The organism is Microbacterium sp. 22242 (assembly GCF_052045495.1).
Taxonomy (GTDB): domain Bacteria; phylum Actinomycetota; class Actinomycetes; order Actinomycetales; family Microbacteriaceae; genus Microbacterium.
Map to the genome: position 1 here is coordinate 195,589 of NZ_JBQEOZ010000002.1, position 19,747 is coordinate 215,335.

Genomic DNA, 19,747 nt, shown 5'->3' on the forward strand with positions numbered 1-19,747 from the left:
GGATCCGCCGGGGCATAGCCTGAACACATGCAGACCCTTCGTGAGATCGTCGTCTTCATCCACCTCCTCGGCTTCGCCACGCTCTTCGGCGCCTGGCTCGCCCAGGCCGTCGGGGGCAAGCGCGAGTTCACCACGCTGATGAACATCGGCCTCGCGATCGCGGGCGTCGCGGGGCTGATCCTCGCCGCGCCGTGGGGGATCGACTTCACGCCGGGCATGAGCTTCTACCTGAAGATCACGGTCAAGCTCGTGGTGCTGATCGTCATCGGCGCCCTGATCGGCATCGGCATGGGCCGCCAGAAGCGCGGTGCGGCCGTGCCCGCCGGGATGTTCTGGGCGGTCGGTGCGCTCACCCTGCTGAACGCGATCCTCGGCTTCTTCTGGCACTGACCGCTCCAGCCGTCCGGATCTGAACGCCGCGCCGTGTCACACTCCGCCGCGCTCGCGTGTCAACCTGTGTGCCCGCTGTATGCCGGGCGTAGACTCCCCCGTGCTCGCGCGGCTGGGGAATCCCGCGGGCTCTGAACGACGCATCGACCGGAGGACCGCATGAGCACGAGCACTGTCACCGCACCCGCCAATCCGCGATCGCGGGTGATCCTCGCCAGCCTCATCGGCACGACGATCGAGTTCTACGACTTCTACGTCTACGCCACCGCCGCGGTGCTGGTCTTCCCGATCCTGTTCTTCCCCACCGGCAACGACACCACCGCCCTGCTCGCGTCGTTCGGCGTGTTCGGGGCCGCGATGATCGCCCGGCCGATCGGCGCCATGGTCTTCGGCCACTTCGGCGACAAATACGGCCGCAAGGCCACTCTGGTCGCGTCCCTGCTCACGATGGGCGTCGCCACGTTCCTGATCGGCCTGCTGCCGACGTTCCCGCAGATCAACTGGTGGGCGGCCCTGCTGCTGCTGGTCCTGCGGCTGGCGCAGGGCTTCGCGCTCGGCGGGGAGTGGTCGGGCGCCGCGCTGGTCGCCACGGAGAACGCCCCGGCGGGCAAGCGCGCCTGGTACGGATCCTTCCCGCAGCTGGGCGCCCCGCTCGGCTTCATCATCGCGAACGGCCTGTTCCTGATCATCAACGCGATGCTGCCGAACGCGGCCAACCCGGCGCTCAAGTCGGAGGCGTTCCTGAGCTGGGGTTGGCGGGTGCCGTTCCTGTTCTCCGCGGTCATGGTGATCATCGGCCTGTGGGTGCGGCTGAGGCTCGTCGAGTCGGAGACGTTCAAGCGCGCAGAGGACAAGGGCGTCATCCGCAAGCTGCCGCTCGCGACCGTGTTCCGGCACCACTGGTGGCACCTCATCCTCGGCACGTTCGTGATGCTCGCGACCTACGTGCTGTTCTACCTGATGACCAACTTCACCCTCTCGTTCGGCACCAAGCCGTGGTCGCTGCAGATCGCGACCGCTGCTGCGGAGAAGGCCGCAGTGGCGACGGGCAAGCCCTTCGACGCCTCCGGCTTCGCGGCCCAGTTCTATCCCGGTCAGGGCTTCGGATACATCGACTTCGTGGTCATGCAGATCGTCGGGGTCGTGTTCTTCGGGATCTTCACGCTGCTCTCCGGGCCGTGGGCGGACCGGATCGGCCGCCGCAAGCTCCTGATCTGGACGACGGTCGCGATCATCCTGTTCGGCTTCACGTTCCCGTTCTTCCTCGGCCAGCACGCCGGCGAGCCGTTCGCGGTGGTGCTGACCCAGTCCTTCCTGATCCTCGGCTTCCTGCTCATGGGCACGACATTCGGGCCGATGGGGGCGCTGCTGCCCGAGCTGTTCCCGACGAACGTGCGGTACACCGGCTCGGCGGTGTCGTACAACGTCTCGTCGATCCTCGGTGCCGCGGTGGCGCCGCTGATCGCGGTGTGGCTGTGGCAGCTCGCCGGCGGATCGCCGTGGCTGGTCGGCGTCTACCTCTCGTCGATGGCTGTGCTCACGCTCATCGCGCTGATCCTCATGCCGGAGACCAAGGACCACGACTACGAGGACGACCTCGGCGTGTCCGCCGGCAGCTGAACCGGATCCGTCAACATCGATTGACAGGCCTCCTCGCGTCAACGAGCATTGACACGAGGAGGCCATCATGACGAGGACGGCGATCGACACGGATCCCCAGGGCGAGCCGCTGGCGGAGCTGCATCGGCTGGTCGAGGCGCGCCGCGGGATCGCGCGTGCCGAGGAGGTGCAGGTGCGCCGAGCCCGAGCGGCCGGCTACTCGTGGCAGGCGATCGCGAGCGCCCTGGGCACCACCCGACAGGCGGCGCATCGCCGGTTCGGGCGGCGCTGACGGTCGCCGGGCGCGCTCCGGGCAGCGGCTCGACAGCATCTGCCGAATTGATGTAGCACCGCGCATCTGTGTATTGGCGTGATCCAGTGGTGCACGATTTACTCGACTCATCACTCGCACGCCGGGACGCCTGAGCCCGGCTGCGGCCAGACTCGGCAGTTCCCGGACAGAGGAGTCCCCGATGAGCGTTGAGATCGCGACGTCGACGATCCGCACCCAGACCTTCCGCAAGACCCTGGGGCGGCTCGACATCGTCCTGCTCTCGGTCGCCGCGATCATCTCGATCGACACGATCGCGCAGATCGCGGCCGGCGGCGGCGCCCAGGCCTTCACCTGGACCCTCGTGATCGGGGTGACCTTCCTGCTCCCCTACGCGTTCGTCGTCTCCGAGCTGGGCAGCGCCTTCCACGAGGAGGGCGGCCCGTTCGTCTGGGTGCGGCTGGCGTTCGGCAAGCTCGCCGCGTCGATCTCGACGATGTTCTACTGGATCACCAATCCGCTGTGGATGGGCGGATCGCTCGTGTTCATCTCCGCCGCGACCTGGGACGCCTACATCGCGCCGATGAAGTCCGGCAGCGTCGCCGACTACGCGTTCAAGATCGTCTTCATCTGGCTCGCGATCCTGGTGGCCGTCGTCGGGCTGCAGTACGGCAAGCAGATCGTCGCCGCCGGCGGCATCCTCAAGGTCGCACTCCTGGTGGTCTTCGTGATCACGGTCGGCCTCTACGCCCTCCAGCACGGCGTCCACGGTTACGCGGTCGGGGCGTTCTCGCCGACGCTCGAGGGGTTCCTCGCGGTCACGCCGGTCATCCTGTTCGCGGTCGTCGGGTTCGAGGCCCCGAACGGCGCGGCAGAGGAGATGCGCGATCCGCAGAAGGACGTGCCCAAGGCAGTCGCCTCCTCGGGGCTGATCTCGATCCTCTGCTATCTCGTGCCGATCTTCGCGATCCTGGCGGTGCTGCCCGCCGACAAGGTGCAGGGTGCGACAGGTCTCCTGGACGCGTTCAAGGAGGTCTTCACGGTGTACGGGCCCGCCGCGGGACCGCTGCTCTGGGTCGCGGCCCTGCTCTTCGTCGTCGTCGTGCTGACCCAGGCGAGCGCGTGGATGATCGCCTCGGACCGGGTGCAGGCGGCCGCCGGCGCCGACGGGGCCTTCTTCCGCTACTTCGGGAAGTTCTCCGAGCGCCTCGGCACCCCGGTGCGCATGAACATGCTCTCCGGCGTCGTGGCGACGGTGTTCTGCATCGCCGCGACGGTGCTGCTCAACGGAAGCGCCTCGGCCGCGTTCACGGTGGTCCTCACCGTCGCGATCTCCACGCTGCTGCTGTCCTACCTCGTGATCTTCCCCACCGTCATCGCGCTGCGCAAGAAGCACCCCGACGTCCCGCGCCCGTTCCGGGTGCCCGGCGGGCGCGCCGGTCTGTGGATCTGCACGGTGGTGATCTACGCCTGGGTCCTGCTGGGCTCGTGGGTCGCCGTGTTCCCCGGCGTGCTCGAGTCGCTGTTCGGCATCGAGTACAAGTTCACCGACGTCTGGGGCGTCGACCGGACGACGTTCGAAGCGTTCACGATCGGCACGCTCGCCGCGATCACCGCGCTCGCGCTCGTCGGCTACCTGTACGAGCGCCGTCGGCCCGCCCTCGTCCCGACAGCAGGCCTCCACGAGGCCGGCGGGGCCGGCAGCCTCGCCACGCCCGCACCCATCGACGTCTGACCCTCGCCCGTTCTCCGCACAGAAGGAACCCACCACCGTGAGCACGCCCCTGCAGACCCCCGTCGTCCGTGCCGTCGCGCACCCGCTCGACCCGCTGAGCGCCGACGAGATCGCCGCCGCCCGCGACCACCTCGTCGCGGAGGGCCGGCTCGGCGACGCCGTCCGCGTCGCCTACCTCTCGCTCAAGGAGCCCGCCAAGGCGCTGCTCCGGGCGGGCGGGCCGGTGCCCCGCCACGCGCGCGCGATCCTCCTGGACACGGCGACGGGTCAGACGACCGACCTCCTGATCGACCTCGACGAGAGGACCACGCTCTCGGCCGTCGACATCGACCCGGCCGTGTCCGGGCAGGCCCCCGTGCTGCTGGAGGAGTTCGAGGCGATCGAGGGGATCCTGCGGGCAGACGCGGGCTGGTGCGCGGCCCTCGCGACCCGCGGGCTCGATCCGGACGGCGTCCGCGTCGCCCCGCTCTCGGCCGGCGTCTTCGACTACGAGGGCGAGGAGGGACGGCGCCTGCTCCGCGGACTCGCGTTCGTGCAGCGGGAGCCCGGCGACTACGCCTGGGGCCACCCCGTCGACCAGCTGGTCGCGTTCGTCGACATGATCGAGCGCAAAGTCGTCCGGATCATCGACGACGGCCCCAGCGACGACCCGCTCACGAACGGGAACTTCGAGAGCCCCGAGCTCACCGGCCCGCTGCGCACCGACCTCAAGCCGCTGCAGATCGTCCAGCCGGAGGGCCCCAGCTTCACGCTCGAGGGCAATGTGCTGCGCTGGCAGAAGTGGGACCTGCACGTCGGCTTCGACGCCCGCGAGGGCCTGATCCTCGGCCAGATCGGCTTCGACGACCACGGCACGCGACGGTCGATCCTCGAGCGCGCCTCGATCGCCGAGATGGTGGTGCCGTACGGGGATCCCGCTCCCTACCGCTCCTGGCAGAACTACTTCGACACCGGCGAGTACCTCGTCGGCCGCGACGCGAACTCCCTCGAGCTCGGCTGCGACTGCCTCGGCGAGATCACGTACCTCTCCCCGGTCGTGGCCGACGACTTCGGCAACCCGCGGGAGATCTCCCAGGGCATCTGCATCCACGAGGAGGACTTCGGCCTGCTCTGGAAGCACACCGACGAGTGGGCGAACCACCGCTCCTCGCGCCGTCAGCGCCGCCTCGTGGTGAGCTTCTTCACCACGGTCGGCAACTACGACTACGGCTTCTACTGGTACTTCTCCCTGGACGGCACGATCCAGTTCGAGGCGAAGGCGACCGGCATCGTGTTCACCGCGCGCCACCCCGGCGCCGGCTACCCGTACGCCTCGCAGATCGCGCCCGGTCTCGCCGCCCCGTTCCACCAGCACCTGTTCTGCGCGCGTCTGGACGTGGCCGTCGACGGAGACCGCAACGCGGTGCACGAGCTCGACCTGCAGCGCGTGCCACAGGGCGAGGGCAACCCGCACGGCAACGCGTTCACGCGGTCGCGCAGGGTGCTCGGGCGCGAGTCGGAGGGACGGCGCGGTGCGGACGGATCCCTCGGCCGGGTGTGGGAGGTCGTGAACACCGAGAAGCGCAACCACGTCGGCGAGCCCGTCGCCTACACGCTGTTCCCCGAGGGGCAGCCCACGCTGGCGGCTGCCGACGGATCGTCGATCAGCAGGCGGGCCGCCTTCGCGACCGACCACCTCTGGGTGACGCGGTACGCCGAGGACGAGCGCTATCCCGCCGGCGACTTCGTGAACCAGAGCGCGGGATCCCCCGGCCTGCCGCAGTACGTCGCCGCAGATCGAGCGATCGACGGCGAGGACATCGTGCTCTGGCACAGCTTCGGTCTCACGCACTTCCCGCGCACGGAGGACTGGCCGATCATGCCCGTGGACTACACCGGCTTCACGCTCAAGCCGACCGGCTTCTTCGATCAGAACCCCGCGCTCGACGTGCCCCCGTCACCCTCGCACGGCACAGACTCCGCGCATTGCGGAGAGGGCACCTGCCACTGCTGAGCGCTGAACCGCTCGCTCAGACCTCGAACAGCTCGCGGGCGAGAGCCTCAACGGCCCTCGTCCGCGCCGTCGGGCGCACTCGCGCCACCCGGGCGAAGCAGACCTCGAGCGGCGGGGCGCTGNCAGCGCCCGCAGCTCGCCGCCGTCGTAGGTGAGCGGCGCGAGCGGGAGTTGGTTGAGGATCGAGTAGCCGTGCCCTCGGGCGACCAGCGAGCGCACCGTCTCGTAGCTGTGCGAACTGTACCGCACGCGCGGAACCACGCCGGCCTCCTCCAGCATCCCGAGGAAGTACTCCCGCGAGTGCGGCAGGTCCAGGAGCACCAGCTCGGAATCGGCGAGCTCGGAGAGCGCGACCTCGTCCCGGTCCGCCAGCGGATGATCCGCGGCGAGGATCACGTGCGGGGGCGCGGCGAACAGCGGGTCGAAGACGAGGTCGTGCACCCGGCCGAAGTCGTACACGATGCCGCCCTCGACGGCGCCGGACAGCAGCAGCTCCGTCGTGCCCTCCATGTCCGCCTCGATGATCTCGATCCGCAGGTCGGGGTGCTCCTGCTCGACGCGGGAGATCAGCCGCGGCAGGACGAACGGCGCGAGCGTCAGGAAGCACGCCAGCCGCAGCGTCCCGCGCACCCGGTGGTGGCGCCCGCGTACGGCGTCCGTCATCTCGTCGACCTGCGCCAGCACCGACTGCGCGTCGTGCAGCAGCTGCTCTCCCGCCTCGGTCAGCGCGAGCCCCTTGCTGCGCTGCCGCACGAACAGCTGCACGCCCAGGGAGCGCTCGAGCTGCGCGATCGCCGTGGAGACGGCGGACTGCGCGACGTGCAGATCGTTCGAGGCCTCGGTCATCGAACGGCGGGCCGCCGCCGTGACGAAGTAGCGCAGCTGCACCAGGGTCATGTCCGCGGTCTGGAGTCGTGCCATGGCGAAACCATATCAATTCCGGCGATACAGGACTTCGAATCTGTGAAGTGTACAGATACCAGTGCGGTCGAGACGATGGAGACGCATCAGTCGGAGAGCAACGGAGGAACGGATGTCACACGAAGACGTGGAGGTGCTGATCGTCGGCGCAGGTCAAGCCGGCATCGCGATGAGCGAGCACCTGACCCGCGCCGGGATCCCGCATCTCGTGCTCGAGCGCGACCGGATCGCCGAGCGCTGGCGCTCGTGGCGCTGGGACTCCCTGGTCGCCAACGGGCCGGCCTGGCACGACCGCTTCCCCGGCCTCGAGTTCGACATGGACCCGGACGCGTTCGCCGGGAAGGAGCAGGTGGCGGACTACCTCGTCGCCTACGCCGAGACCGTCGGAGCGCCGATCCGCACCGGCGTGGAGGTGACCGCCGTCCACCGTCATGCCGGCCGGCCGGGGTTCCGCGTGGACACCAGCGACGGCACCTTCGATGCCCGCTACGTGGTCGCCGCGACCGGTCCCTTCCAGCGTCCGGTCATCCCGGAGGTGGTGCCCGCGGACGCCGGGATCGCCCAGATCCACTCCAGCGAGTACCGCAACCCGGACCAGCTGCCTGCGGGCGCAGTGCTCGTCGTCGGGGCCGGCTCGTCCGGCGTGCAGATCGCCGAGGAGCTGCGCGAGGCCGGGCGCGAGGTCTTTCTCGCCGTGGGGCCGCACGACCGTCCCCCGCGCCGCTACCGCGGCCGCGACTTCTGCTGGTGGCTGGGAGTGCTCGGCAAGTGGGACATGGCCGCACCTCCCCTCGGCGCCGAGCACGTGACGATCGCCGTCAGCGGCGCACGCGGCGGGCGCACGGTCGACTTCCGCGCACTGGCCGCCACCGGCGTGACGCTGCTCGGCCGGGCCGGTGCGTACGAGGACGGCGTCCTCTCGATCGCCCCCGATCTGCGGGCCAACATCCTCGCCGGCGACGCCGACTACCTCTCCGTCCTCGACGAGGCCGACGCCTACGTGCTCCGCAACGGCCTCGATCTGCCGGAGGAGCCGGAGGCGCACGAGATCGGCGCCGACCCCGAGGCGCTCACGCACCCGATCCTGTCCCTGGACCTGGCTGCCGCCGGGGTGACCTCGATCGTGTGGGCCACCGGCTTCGGGCTCGACTACTCGTGGCTGCACATCGATCCCGCCGCCTTCGACGAGAAGGGACGCCCGCGGCACCAGCGCGGCGTGTCCGTCGAGCCCGGGATCTACTTCCTCGGGCTGCCCTGGCAGTCCCGGCGCGGATCCAGCTTCCTCTGGGGCGTCTGGCACGACGCCCGCTACATCGCCGACCAGATCGGCATCCAGCGCGGATACGCGGCCTACGCCGCCACCGCCGCCCACGTCCGTCCCGAACTCGCCTCGACAGGAATCGCCTGATGCCCGCGCACACCCGGATCCGCCCGTTCAACACCAAGGACACCTACCCGGAGCAGAACCTCGACAACGACCTCTGCCAGGCCGTCGTCGCCGGCGGCGTCGTGTACCTCCGCGGCCAGATCGGGCAGGATCTCGAGACCCGGGAGTCGGTCGGGATCGGCGACGTCGAGGCGCAGGCGGAGAAGGCGATGGCGAACATCGCGATGCTCCTGGACGAGGCCGGATCCTCCCTCGACGACATCGTCAAGGTCGTCGTCTACCTCGTCGACCCGCGCTACCGCGAAACCGTCTACCGGGTGATGGGCCGCTGGCTGAAGGGCGTGTTCCCGGTGTCGACCGGGCTCGTGGTCAGCGCCCTCGCGCGGCCCGAGTGGCTGGTGGAGATCGACGCCACCGCCGTGATCTCCGCCCCCGCCGATCGCACGGCCGGCTCGGACGCCGAGGCGGCACAGCGATGACCTTCTCGATCGTGGCGCGCGACCGGACCGGGGCCCTCGGATCCGCGATCTCGTCGTCCTCCCCCGCCGTCGCGGCTCGCTGCGTGCACCTCGCCGACGGCATCGGCGGCGTGAACTCGCAGAACATCACGGATCCGCGGCTCGGGCCGCTCCTGCTCGGCGCTCTCCGCGACGGGGCCTCGGCGACCGAGTCCCTCGACGCCATCGCCACGCACGCCCCGCACATCGCGTTCCGCCAGCTCCTCGTCGTGGACGCGCAGGGGCGCACGGCCGCCTGGTCCGGTGAGCGGGCGCTGGGAAGCTTCGGGCACGCGGTCGGGGACGGCGTCGTCGCGGGCGGCAACATGCTCGCCTCCGCCCGGATCCCGCAGCTCATGGTCGACGCCTTCGCCGAGGCCGAGGGCGACCTCGAGCGCCGCCTGATGGCCGCCCTGCGCGCCGCGTCGGACGCCGGCGGCGAGGAAGGGCCCGTGCATTCCGCGGGGCTCTCCGTGGTGAGGGGCGCCGGATGGCGCGTCACCGATCTGCGCGTGGACTGGACCGACGACGATCCGGTCGCCGAGCTCGGCGCCCTGCTGGACATCTGGCTGCCGCAGCGCGACGACTACGTGACCCGCGCGATGGATCCGTCCGCCGCGCCGTCCTACGGAGTGCCGGGCGATGAGTGACGTCGGAGGGCTCACGGCCATGACCCCGCCCCGCGATGTCACGGCCCTCAAGGCGTCGGCGGACCACGCGGTCGCCACCGCCTCCGCCGACCTGATCCGGCTCTCCGAGACGCTGCACGCGCACCCGGAGACCGCGTGGCAGGAGCACCGCGCCGCGCGGTGGGTGGGCGAGGCCCTCGCGACGGCCGGGTTCCGCGTCACCGCGCCCTATCTCGGGCTGGAGACGGCGCTGCTCGCCGAGGCGGGATCGGGGCCGGTGATCATCGGGATCATGGCCGAATACGACGCCCTGCCCGGGCTCGGGCACGCCTGCGGCCACAACCTCATCGCGGCGAGCGCGGTGGGCGCCGGACTCGCGCTGGCACCGCTCGCGGACGAGCTCGGCATCACGGTGCGCGTGTACGGCACCCCCGCCGAGGAGGGCGGCGGCGGCAAGATCGAGCTCCTCGAGGCCGGCGCCTTCGCCGACCTCGCCCTCGCGATGATGGTGCATCCCGCCCCGGTCGACGTCGCCGAGGCCCGCCCGTTCGCCGTCTCGCACAGCCACATCGCGTACGACGGCGTCTCCGCCCACGCGGCGGCCTATCCCGATCAGGGCGTCAACGCGAACGACGCCTTCCTCGTGGCGCAGGTCGCTCTCGGCCTCCTCCGCCAGCAGTTGCCCGCCGACACCCGAGTGCACGGCATCCAGACCCTCGGCGGGTTCGCGCCCAACGCGATCCCGGAGCGCACCGAGGGACGCTGGTACGTGCGCGCGAACTCCCTGGCCGAGCTCGCCGTGCTGGAGGAGCGGGTGAACCGCTGCTTCGAGGCCGGCGCGCTCGCCACGGGCGCGACGCTCACCATCACCCCGGAGAGCAGACCGTACGCGGAGTTCCGCACCGACGCGACCGCCCTCGCCGCGTACCGCGCCAACGCGGTCGCGCGCGGTCGGATCTTCGCCGATCCGGAGGTCGCGGGACGGATGAACCGGGCGTCGACGGACATGGGAAACGTGTCCCAGATCGTCCCCGCGATCCACCCCTACATCGGCGTGGACTCGCTGCCGTACGGCAACCATCAGAAGGAGTTCGCGGCGGCCTGCGTGGGACCCGCCGCCGAGAAGGCGCTCCTCGACGCCGCCGTGCTCATGGCCTGGACCGTGATCGACGTCGTCTCCACGACCCCGCAGAAGGAGCTGTCATGACCACGACCGACTGGACCGCCCGCAGCCGCCGGCTCGCCGTCGACGGACGCGCCGTGATCGACGGTCGCCGTGCGGACGCCGCCGATGCCGGCACCCTTCCCGTGCTGAGCCCCGGATCCCTGACGCACCTCGCCGATCTCGCCGCCGGCACCGCGGAGGACGTCGATCGCGCGGTCGCGGTCGCGCGGCGCGCGTTCGACGAGGGCTCGTGGAGCCGGGGCGGCGCCGCCGAGCGCGGGAAGGCGCTGATCCGCCTCGCCGACCTGATCATGGAGCATCTCGAGGAGCTGGCGCTGCTGGAGACGCTCGACTCCGGCAAGCCGATCGCGCAGACCCTGACCGTGGACGTGCCCGGGGCGGCGGAGACGTTCCGCTGGTACGGCGAGCTCGCGGACAAGCGCTACGACGAGATCCCGGCCACCCCGCCCGGCGCCACCGCTCTCGTGCAGCGCGTGCCGCTGGGAGTGGTGGGCGCGATCACGCCGTGGAACTACCCGCTCGAGATCGCGGCGTGGAAGCTGGCGCCGGCCCTGGCGAGCGGCAACAGCGTCGTGCACAAGCCCGCGACCGAGACGTCCCTGACCGCGCTCCGCCTCGCGGATCTCGCCCTCGAGGCGGGGATCCCGGCGGGCGTCCTGAACGTCGTGCCGGGGCGGGGGTCCGTCGTCGGCGAGCGGATCGCGCTGCATCCGGGGGTGGACGTGCTCGCCTTCACCGGATCGACGGTCGTCGCCAAACGTCTGATGGTGAGCGCCGGCAGCTCCAACATGAAACGCGTGGCGCTGGAGGCGGGCGGCAAGAGCGCCAATCTCGTCTTCGCGGACGCGGACCTCGAGACCGCGGCCGCCAAGGCCGCCTTCGGCGCGTTCTACAACCAGGGTCAGGTGTGCTCCGCGAACTCGCGGATCCTGGTGCAGCGCGCGGTGCACGACGAGTTCGTCGCACTACTCGCAGACGCCGCGGGCGAGTACGCCCCCGGCGACCCGCTCGCCGGCTCCGGAGGCAACGGCAGCCTGATCAGCCGCGCGCACGCCGACGAGGTGTCGACGGCGATCGCACGCGCCGCCGCGGACGGAGAGCTGGTCGCGGGCGGTGAGCGCGTCACGATCACCGGATCGGACGCCTACCTGCGGCCCGCCATCGTCACCGGCCTGCCGGCGGAGCACGAGCTGCATCACGTCGAGGTCTTCGGTCCGCTCGTGGCGGTCCTCCCCTTCGACGAGGAGGAGGAGGCGGTCAGGCTCGCGAACGACACCGAATACGGTCTCGCCGCGTCGCTGTGGACGACGGACTTCGGGCGGGCGCACCGCGTCTCGGAGCGGCTCGTCGCCGGCACCGTCTCGGTGAACACGGTCGACGCCCTCGGCCTGACCACGCCCTTCGGCGGCTTCCGGCAGTCCGGTTTCGGACGCGACCTTTCCCGGCACGCGCTCGACAACTACACGGACTGGAAGACGACCTGGTTCCAGCACGGCTGAGGATCCCGATGACCACGCACGCGCAGCGACTCTCCTCCGCCCGGCCGGCGCCGGGGTGGGCTGTCGCCCGATGGGCCGCATTCCTCGTCACCGTGGGCTGCGTCGCGGTGCACGTCGCGGTGCTGCTGCGCGGCCCCACGGTGCTCACCGCCGTGATGGCGGCCCTCTCCGGGCTCTGCCTCGTCTGTCTCGCGCCGAGACCGCGGCCCGTGACACCGGGCGCCTGGGGCGCTGCGATGGCGATGTCGGCCGTGATGATGCTGCTCCACATCCGCTCCTCGGGAGAGATGGCGGGACACGAGCACGGTCTGCCGTCGAGCGGCGCACCCCTCGACGGCCTGCACGGCGCCGCGCTGGCGCTCAACGGCGTCGAACTCGCCGTGCTGATGACGGCCGTGGCGGCGATCGGCGTGATCCGCCGCCGCGCCGCGTCCACGGCCGGCGGAACCTGATCCGTCACCCCGGGGTCAGCGCCCGACGGACTCCGCAGCACGGAGCACGCGCAGCGCCCGCAGCGTGACCCACCGGCTCGGGAATCCCTCGAACTCGCCGTCCATCGCGAACGGCGTGGGCCCCTCGTGGGTGTTCTCGAGCGCCCACCATCCGTCGGCTCGACGCTTCGCTCGCACCAGCTCGAGCGCCTCGAGGCAGCGGTCGTCGCCCTCGGGGCGGGTCTGCCGGAAGTGCTCGAGCGCTCGCAGCACGTCGTAGTACCAGCGCACGGGATACGACGTCATGCTGAAGCGCGGATCGATGACCTCGCCCGTGCTCCGTCGGCGGAACAGCCGGCGCTCCAACAGGTACTCCTCCCCCGCGAGCCGCGCCCGCCGCACGTCGTCGGACCCGCCGTTCGCCTGCTCCCACGCCCACAGACCCTCGATCACGCAGATCGTGGAGTGCAGCGAGGAGACCGTCGCGCCCTGGCCGTCCCAGCAGTTCCAGCCGCCGTCGGCGAGCTGGCCGGCCAGGAGCTTGGCGAGCACCGCCTCCCCCGGCTCGCCGAAGTAGGCGGCGTTGCGCAGCACGACCCCGTTCACGCACGCCTCGGTCTCGCCCTCGAAGTAGGTCGCTCCGTCGCCGGCGTCCCACCGCACGTGCTCGCGCAGCCGCCGCACCGCCTTCCGCACGCGCTCGTCCGACGGATCCACGCCGTAGTCGACGAGCTGCTGCACGCTGAAGTGGGTGGCGGTCCACGCGTCGTACATCGGGCGGCTCCGGTCGACCCAGCCGGGCCGGTACACGCCGCCGTCCCACAGGCCGTCCTCCGCCTGCAGGGAGAGGAGCTTCGCGCCCCAGCCCTCTCGCACGACCCGCGCGCGTTCCGCGGCGACCTCGTCCGCGTCCGCGTCCGTCAGATCCCGCATGACCTGCCAGCGGATCGCAGGATCCGCGTCCATCAGATAGTCGATGACGTCCATGCCGAGACCTTACTGCGCACCTCCGACGGGGCTGTCGGGAGGCGGCTCGGTCCGGAGCCGCCGATATGCCGGCGCCTCAGGCCGCAACCGCGCGATCGAGCCGCCCGCGCGAGATCAGCGCGATCTGACCGAGCGCGGTCTGCAGCTCGGCGTCGGTGCCGGCGTCGATGCGACGCTCGAACTCGGAGAAGATCGACGCCTTGGTGTGCCCGCGCACGGCGATCACGAACGGGAAGCCGTGCCGATCCCGATAGATCCGGTTGAGCTCGCCGATGCGAGCGGACTCCTCCGGGCTGAGCGCGTCGAGCCCTGCACTGGCCTGCTCCCCGACGGACTCCGTGGTCATCTCCCCGGCCTGCGCCTCCTTGCCCGCAAGTGCGGGGTGCGCGTTGAGGAAGTCGATCATGGTCCGCCGATCGGCGGCCTCGACGACCGCGAACATCGCGCGGTGCAACTCGGCCACGTCCGCGAACGGGCGCGCCCGCCAGGCGGCGCGCGCCACCCAGGGCGAGTTCTCGAACACTGGTCCGAGGACGGCGACGAAGGCGTCCTGGTCGAGCGCGTTGATCTCCTCGAGCGTCGCGCTGCTCACGTCCACTCCTCCGCGGCGTCGTGCACCGGTGCGAAGGCGACGGTCTTCCTCGGCGTTCCTCGCCTCCTCAGCGAGCAGACGCCCCCAACGAAGGCGGAGATCGTGGACGGCGACGGTGGGGACATGGAGATCTCCCTTGATCTCTCGAGGCGGTACGCTCCGGGCGAGCGCGGCCACTTCATTCGATTTCACGATTCGAGATCCCAGTTCCACGGAGTGGCCGTCGAATGGAGTCTAAGTACAGACGGTCGATCGGTCAAGATTTGGTACACCATATTCTCTCCCGGCTCACGGAATGCGGATCGACCCCCGTCCCAGCGGTGGGAACACGCCACCATGTGGTACACCATTCGAGGAACGGCCCCGTTCCTCGGCCATCGCGCCTCCCGAGTTGATCTCACATCGCGAAACTTCAATATCCTCTTGTGGAAGATGTGATTCGGGTCTACGGTGAGTTCACCCCACCCGAGGGGTCTCCAGACAAGAAGGATCGGCTCTGAACCATGGCTGCTTCAGAAGCGCGAGTGCCGAAGGCGAGTTCGGCACTCGGGGATGCAGGAACCGCGCTGTCGCGGTTGCACGTCCCCGCACGGATCGCCGGAAACGACGACCTCTCCCGGCTCTCGCCCCTGCCTGCGGGCCGGCTCTCGTGAGCCTCGCGCAGGCCGTGAGCGTGTCACAGGAGCGCTTCACCGCCACGATCCCCGTCGCCGTTCTCCAGGAGCGCATCTCACGCGTCCGAGCCGCGATGACCGCGGAGGACCTCGACGCGCTGATCGTCTTCGGCAGCCCGCGGATGCTGGGCTCGAGGACGAAGACCGCGGGATACGTGCAATACCTCGCCGGCTATGCGGCGAAGCCCACCCCGTCCACCGTCGTGCTCACCGCCTCGGGCCACGCGGCCGTGCTGGCCTTCGGGGTCCACGAGCACCGCGAGTTCTCCGCCCGCTCCGCCTGGTTCGGAGAGGTCGTGCAGACGGGCGAGCAGCGGCTGCACCCGGAAGCCGCCGCCGGGATCCTCGCCGATGCGGGCATCGGTCATGGCGCGCGGATCGGCGTGATCGGAATCGACGAACTGACCCATGCTGCCCATCGCGCGCTGTCGGAGCGGTTCCGCGACTTCCGGATCGTCGCCGCGGAGACCGTGCTGGATCGTCTGCGGCTCAGCCGTGCTCCCGAGGAGATCGAGATGCTGCGCATCTCGGCGCGCATCTCGGACGCGATGATCGAAGCGGCGTTCGCGGAATCGACCCGTGCCGGCGCCTCCGGCCCCTCCGTCATGGCGCAGATCGAGCACACCGGGCGTCTGCTCGGTGCCGATCCGGCGAACTGCTGGCTGTCGATCGGTGAGGCTCCGGCCACGACCTACTTCGAGTTCATGGAGCTCCCGTCGCAGATCACCGACCGCGACCGCGTGCAGCTGGGCACGACGACTGCCTACGAGGGCTATTTCGGTCAGTGCCTGCGGATGGGCGTTCGCGGCCGGCCGAGCGCGCAGCTCGCGGGTTACGCCGAGCTGCTCATCCAGATCCAGGAGGCGGCCCTCGAGGTCATGCGCCCTGGCGCGCCCCTGCATCGCGTCATCGACGTCATCGAAGAGCAGTACGCGAAGCACGCCCCCTTCACCCGGGAGACGGACCCGTTCCGCTTCCAGAGCTGCCACGGACTCGGCCTCACCTATGTCGAGCCCGGAATGGCCCGGGACCTCAACCCCCTGCGGGACAGGTCCCTCGATGAGTCCGGCGTCCTGATCGAGAAGGGAATGGTCATCGAAGTGCATCCGAACTTCACCGTTCCCGGCCTCGGCTGCATCGTCGCCGGCGACATGGCCCTCGTCACCGAAGACGGGGCCGAGTGGATCACCGAGTCGCCCAGAGGAATCCGGGAGCTCTGACCCGCACACACGCGGCTGACCGCATCGCAGCGCACAGCCCCTCACCCCGGATCCCGATCCGGCCCGCATAACTCAACATCAGACACCGGAGCACTCCACAAGAGCCATCGCACGGCTGCCCCTCACCCTCAAGGGTCTTCTGTGCGGTGATGCCCGAACCCCGAGCAGGGCGCCAGCCCGCGCCCTGAGAAATCACCCTTTTCTCATCCAGGAGTCACTCCATGTCATCACAGCACCGCCGCGGGTTCATCCTCGGCACCGCACTTCTCGCTCTCCCGCTCGTCGCCACCTCTCTCGCCGCCTGCACCGCGGGCGGATCCGGCGGCGGCGGGGGCGGCAGCACCACCGCCGCGTCGACATCCGTCGTCGTCGGCTTCAAGCACGAGTTCAACACCATGGATCCGCTGCGCGCGGACTACGCGCAGACGAACATGGTCGACAACATCGTCTACGAGCCGCTGGTCAGGTTCGACGCCGGCCAGGACAACAAGATGGTCGGCGAACTCGCCACCGCCTTCACGGTCTCCCATGACGCGAAGTCGATCGCGTTCACGCTGCGCGACAAGGTCACCTTCCACGACGGCACCCCGTTCACCGCCAAGGACGTCAAGTACAGCCTGGATCGCTATACGCGTCTCGGGCAGGGCATCGCGTCACAACTGGCCGGCTACGACTCCACCACCGTCGTCGACGACGCGCACGTCGTCGTCAACCTGAAGGCGCCGAACGCCTTCTTCATCAACGGTCTCGCGAACGTCTACATCCTGGAGGCCGACGCGGTCTCCAAGAACGCCGGCGCCGACGACGCGCAGGGATGGCTGCAGGCGCACGAGGCGGGCACCGGCCCGTTCGAGGGCACCGGCAGCACCTCCGCGGACGGCACCACCGTCAAGCGGTTCGACAAGTACTGGGGTTTCGACGCCAAGCGTCCCACGCAGATGGTGTTCCGCCGGATCGATGAGAGCGCGACCAACAGGGACGAGCTCAAGGCCGGGAACATCGACATCTCGTTCGGTCTGTCCGCCATCGACGCCACGGCGCTGAAGGGCCAGAGCGGCGTCTCGGTCAAGTTCGTGCCGACGTCGGGCCAGACGCAGCTGTGGTTCAACTCGTCGACCGGTCCCACCGCCGATCCGAAGATCCGTGAAGGGCTCAGGCTCGCCTTCGACTACTCAGGCGGTTTCAAGAAGATCCTCGACGGCAACGGCGCGATCTCGAGCGGCATCCTGTCGCCCGCCTTCACCTGCCGCGCCGACGCCAAGCCGTCCGCCCAGGACAAGGCGAAGGCCAAGCAGCTGCTCGCCGGGCTCGGCTCCACGGCGCTGGACCTCCGCTACCAGTCCGTCGACTCCACGCAGACCCAGATCGCCACGCTGTTCCAGTCGAACCTGAAGGACCTGGGCGTGACGGTGAACCTCGTGCCCATCGCATTCCCCGACTACCTGAAGACGCTGTCCGACCCCGCGAGCATTCCCGGGCTCACCCTGATCAACGACTACATCCTCACGCCGGACCCGGGCGCAGGCCTCGACAAGCTGTACAACTCCGCCAACATCGGCAACACCAACAAGGGCGCGTACAAGAACCCGAAGGTCGACGAGCTGCTGAGCAAGGCGCGCACCGTGGCCGACGCCGGCGCCCGCTGCGACATCTACAAGCAGGTCGAGACGATCGTCGCCGACGACTCGGTGCAGGCGAACCTGTTCCAGGTGGCGTTCCCTGTCGGCTACCGGAGCGACTTGAAGGGGATCGACTTCTCCTGGTCCGCGACGCCGATCTCGTTCTTCACGCTCCGGGTGGGGTGATCGCGATGGCTGACAGCAACCCCGCACGGCAGACAACCGTCTTCCTGCTGCGCAAGGCCCTCTCCTCGGTCGTCACGCTGATCGGTCTGAGCGCATTCGTCTTCCTGATGGTCAAGCTCATCCCGGGAGACGAAGCGCGGGTCGCCGCCGGCGAGAACGCCAGTCCCGAGCAGGTCGAGGCGGTCCGCAAGGCCCTGGGCCTGGATCAGCCGTTCATCGTGCAGCTGCTCACCTTCTTCGGTCGGCTGCTGCGCGGCGATCTGGGCACATCGATCACGACCCACGTGTCGGTCACGCAGGGCATCGGACAGGTGCTCCCGCAGACCATCGAGCTGGTGCTGCTCGCCGTGCTCATCGTCGTCACCTGCGTGACGCCGCTGGCCACCCTCTCGGCCCTGCGCCGCGACGGTGCGACGGACTTCACCGTCAAGACGCTCGTGATCGTCTGCGCAGGGCTCCCGACGTTCTGGCTCGCGCTGCTGCTGCAGTACCTGCTCGGCACCAAGCTGCAGCTGGTCCCCATCTCCGGCCGCCTCTCGCGGGGCTTCGAGGTCCCCACGCGGACGGGCTCGGTGATCGTCGACTCGCTGCTGGCCGGCAACCCGCTGGCCGCCTGGGACGGCGTGCAGCACCTCATCCTGCCCGCCATCGTCCTGGCCCTGCCGTTCGCCGCACAGCTGTATCGCATCATGCGCGCCGAGCTCATCCAGGTCCTGGCCCGCGAGCACCTCACGGTCGCCCGCGCCAAGGGGGTGCCGCAGCGGCACCTGGTGTGGCAGCACGTGCTGCCGAACGCCATCGGCCCCTCGATCACCCTGGTCGGCATCCAGTTCGGCGCCATGGTCGGCGCCGCCGTCCTCGTGGAGTCCGTGTTCGGTCTGGTGGGCGTCGGTTCCTACCTGACCAACGCGGTCGCCCAGAAGGACACCTTCGCCGTGCTCGGCGGGGTTCTGGTGATCGGCGTCCTCGTGGTCGTGTGCAACTACATCGTCGACGTCCTCCAGCTCATCCGCGACCCGCGTCTGCGGGCAGGGCAGCTGGGTTAGGAGCAGATCCTCATGAGCAACACTCTCGCAATGATCGCGCCGATGCGGCGCCGAACCGTCCGCTCCATCACCGGCATCTCCGGAATGCAGATCGTCATCCCGACCGTGGTCGCGCTGCTGCTGATCCTGGCGATCGTCGGCCCCCTGGTCGCGCCCTCCGATGCGGTCTACCGCTCGGACATCCTGAACGCGCTGCAGCCGCCGAACGCAGCGCACTGGTTCGGCACGGATGAGCAGGGACGCGACGTGCTCTGGCGGATCGTCGCCGGCGCGCAGTCGTCGCTGCTGAGCTCGGTGATCATCGTGACCGGCTTCTCGATCATCGGCATCCTGGTCGCCACGCTCGCCACCCTCGGCGGCAAGTGGGCGGACGAGGTGCTGATGCGGGTCGTGGACGCCGCTCTGGCGTTCCCCCCGATCATCTTCGCCCTCGGTGTCGCCGCGGCGCTCGGCCCGAGCCTCAACTCGGCTGTCATCGCCATGATCCTCACCGGATGGCCCGTCACGGCGCGCGTGCTGCGCGGCGTCATGAAGGAGACCATGGCGCAGCCGTACGTCGAGAACGCCCGGGTGCTGGGCGTCTCTCGCACCCGGTTGATGCTGCATCACGTGATCCCGAACTCGCTCGACGTGCTCGTGGTCAAGTGGGCGGGCGACATCGGCAACACGATCCTCATCCTGGGAGGCCTGTCGTTCGTCGGCGTCGGCGCCCAGCCGCCGAGCGCCGAATGGGGCGCGATGGTGACCAGCGCCAAGGGCATCATCGCGACCGCGCCGTGGGCGGCGTTCGCCCCGGGTCTCGCGATCGCGATCACCGCCGTCGCATTCGGTCTCCTCGGAGACATCCTCCAGGTCCGCTTCAATCCCGCCCTTCGCAGAAGGTGA

At 69.9% G+C, this 19,747-nt stretch carries 18 protein-coding genes; 15 read left to right on the top strand and 3 right to left on the bottom strand.

All coding sequences use genetic code 11. The features are described from left to right. Positions 1 to 27 precede the first annotated feature (27 nt). From ACTJJZ_RS02630 to ACTJJZ_RS02650, 5 genes are all read left to right on the top strand, one after another. Positions 28 to 390, top strand: coding sequence for a Fe-S protein (locus tag ACTJJZ_RS02630; protein WP_440719610.1), 363 nt, complete (start codon positions 28 to 30; stop codon positions 388 to 390). Between the two features lie 159 nt (positions 391 to 549). Beyond that, complete coding sequence (locus tag ACTJJZ_RS02635) at positions 550 to 2,010, top strand: MFS transporter (protein ID WP_440719611.1); 1,461 nt, start codon at positions 550 to 552, stop codon at positions 2,008 to 2,010. Between the two features lie 67 nt (positions 2,011 to 2,077). Beyond that, a complete protein-coding gene (locus tag ACTJJZ_RS02640; RefSeq protein WP_440719612.1) occupies positions 2,078 to 2,281 on the top strand; it encodes an AsnC family protein in 204 nt (67 codons plus the stop codon). Between the two features lie 181 nt (positions 2,282 to 2,462). Beyond that, entirely contained in the window at positions 2,463 to 3,995 is a 1,533-nt protein-coding gene (locus tag ACTJJZ_RS02645; protein WP_440719613.1) for an APC family permease, read from the top strand. A 37-nt stretch (positions 3,996 to 4,032) separates the two neighbouring features. Next, positions 4,033 to 5,988: a primary-amine oxidase gene (locus tag ACTJJZ_RS02650; RefSeq protein WP_440719614.1), complete on the top strand. Its 1,956-nt coding sequence runs from the start codon at positions 4,033 to 4,035 to the stop codon at positions 5,986 to 5,988. Here the strand turns inward: ACTJJZ_RS02650 and ACTJJZ_RS02655 are convergent. Further along, positions 5,932 to 6,909, bottom strand: a complete 978-nt coding sequence (locus tag ACTJJZ_RS02655) for a LysR family transcriptional regulator (RefSeq protein ID WP_440719615.1) — start codon at positions 6,907 to 6,909, stop codon at positions 5,932 to 5,934. The two genes, ACTJJZ_RS02650 and ACTJJZ_RS02655, sit on opposite strands and share 57 nt — an antisense overlap. A gap of 112 nt (positions 6,910 to 7,021) precedes the next feature. Here ACTJJZ_RS02655 and ACTJJZ_RS02660 point away from each other — a divergent pair, with 112 nt between their 5' ends. From ACTJJZ_RS02660 to ACTJJZ_RS02685, 6 genes are read left to right on the top strand one after another with little or no spacing between them, the layout of a single operon-like run. Continuing rightward, positions 7,022 to 8,317 carry a flavin-containing monooxygenase gene (locus ACTJJZ_RS02660; protein WP_440719616.1) on the top strand — a complete coding sequence of 432 codons (1,296 nt, stop codon included), beginning with the start codon at positions 7,022 to 7,024 and terminating at the stop codon, positions 8,315 to 8,317. Then, positions 8,317 to 8,775 (top strand): RidA family protein, encoded by a 459-nt coding sequence (locus ACTJJZ_RS02665; RefSeq protein ID WP_440719617.1) that lies wholly within the window; start codon positions 8,317 to 8,319, stop codon positions 8,773 to 8,775. The genes ACTJJZ_RS02660 and ACTJJZ_RS02665 overlap by 1 nt, the downstream gene beginning before the upstream one ends. Further along, positions 8,772 to 9,443, top strand: a complete 672-nt coding sequence (locus ACTJJZ_RS02670) for a DUF1028 domain-containing protein (RefSeq protein WP_440719618.1) — start codon at positions 8,772 to 8,774, stop codon at positions 9,441 to 9,443. The genes ACTJJZ_RS02665 and ACTJJZ_RS02670 overlap by 4 nt, the downstream gene beginning before the upstream one ends. Next, positions 9,436 to 10,629: a M20 family metallopeptidase gene (locus ACTJJZ_RS02675; protein ID WP_440719619.1), complete on the top strand. Its 1,194-nt coding sequence runs from the start codon at positions 9,436 to 9,438 to the stop codon at positions 10,627 to 10,629. The genes ACTJJZ_RS02670 and ACTJJZ_RS02675 overlap by 8 nt, the downstream gene beginning before the upstream one ends. Further along, positions 10,626 to 12,107 carry an aldehyde dehydrogenase family protein gene (locus ACTJJZ_RS02680; RefSeq protein WP_440719620.1) on the top strand — a complete coding sequence of 494 codons (1,482 nt, stop codon included), beginning with the start codon at positions 10,626 to 10,628 and terminating at the stop codon, positions 12,105 to 12,107. Before ACTJJZ_RS02675 ends, ACTJJZ_RS02680 begins: the two co-directional genes overlap by 4 nt. Before the next feature lie 8 nt (positions 12,108 to 12,115). Continuing rightward, on the top strand, positions 12,116 to 12,559 hold the full coding sequence (locus ACTJJZ_RS02685) for a hypothetical protein (protein ID WP_440719621.1): 444 nt from the start codon (positions 12,116 to 12,118) through the stop codon (positions 12,557 to 12,559). Between the two features lie 15 nt (positions 12,560 to 12,574). Here ACTJJZ_RS02685 and ACTJJZ_RS02690 read toward each other — a convergent pair whose 3' ends face one another. Both ACTJJZ_RS02690 and uraD read right to left on the bottom strand, forming a co-directional pair. Beyond that, positions 12,575 to 13,525: a hypothetical protein gene (locus ACTJJZ_RS02690; protein WP_440719622.1), complete on the bottom strand. Its 951-nt coding sequence runs from the start codon at positions 13,523 to 13,525 to the stop codon at positions 12,575 to 12,577. Between the two features lie 76 nt (positions 13,526 to 13,601). Next, a complete protein-coding gene (gene uraD / locus ACTJJZ_RS02695) occupies positions 13,602 to 14,117 on the bottom strand; it encodes a 2-oxo-4-hydroxy-4-carboxy-5-ureidoimidazoline decarboxylase (RefSeq protein WP_440719623.1) in 516 nt (171 codons plus the stop codon). A 667-nt stretch (positions 14,118 to 14,784) separates the two neighbouring features. Between uraD and ACTJJZ_RS02700 the strand changes: the two genes are divergently transcribed. The 4 genes from ACTJJZ_RS02700 to ACTJJZ_RS02715 all read left to right on the top strand — a co-directional run bounded on the left by ACTJJZ_RS02700 (position 14,785) and on the right by ACTJJZ_RS02715 (position 19,747). Continuing rightward, entirely contained in the window at positions 14,785 to 16,011 is a 1,227-nt protein-coding gene (locus ACTJJZ_RS02700) for a M24 family metallopeptidase (protein WP_440719624.1), read from the top strand. A gap of 221 nt (positions 16,012 to 16,232) precedes the next feature. Continuing rightward, positions 16,233 to 17,816 (top strand): ABC transporter substrate-binding protein, encoded by a 1,584-nt coding sequence (locus ACTJJZ_RS02705; protein WP_440719625.1) that lies wholly within the window; start codon positions 16,233 to 16,235, stop codon positions 17,814 to 17,816. 5 nt (positions 17,817 to 17,821) lie between these two features. Beyond that, positions 17,822 to 18,862: an ABC transporter permease gene (locus ACTJJZ_RS02710; RefSeq protein WP_440719626.1), complete on the top strand. Its 1,041-nt coding sequence runs from the start codon at positions 17,822 to 17,824 to the stop codon at positions 18,860 to 18,862. 12 nt (positions 18,863 to 18,874) lie between these two features. Further along, positions 18,875 to 19,747, top strand: a complete 873-nt coding sequence (locus tag ACTJJZ_RS02715; RefSeq protein ID WP_440719627.1) for an ABC transporter permease — start codon at positions 18,875 to 18,877, stop codon at positions 19,745 to 19,747.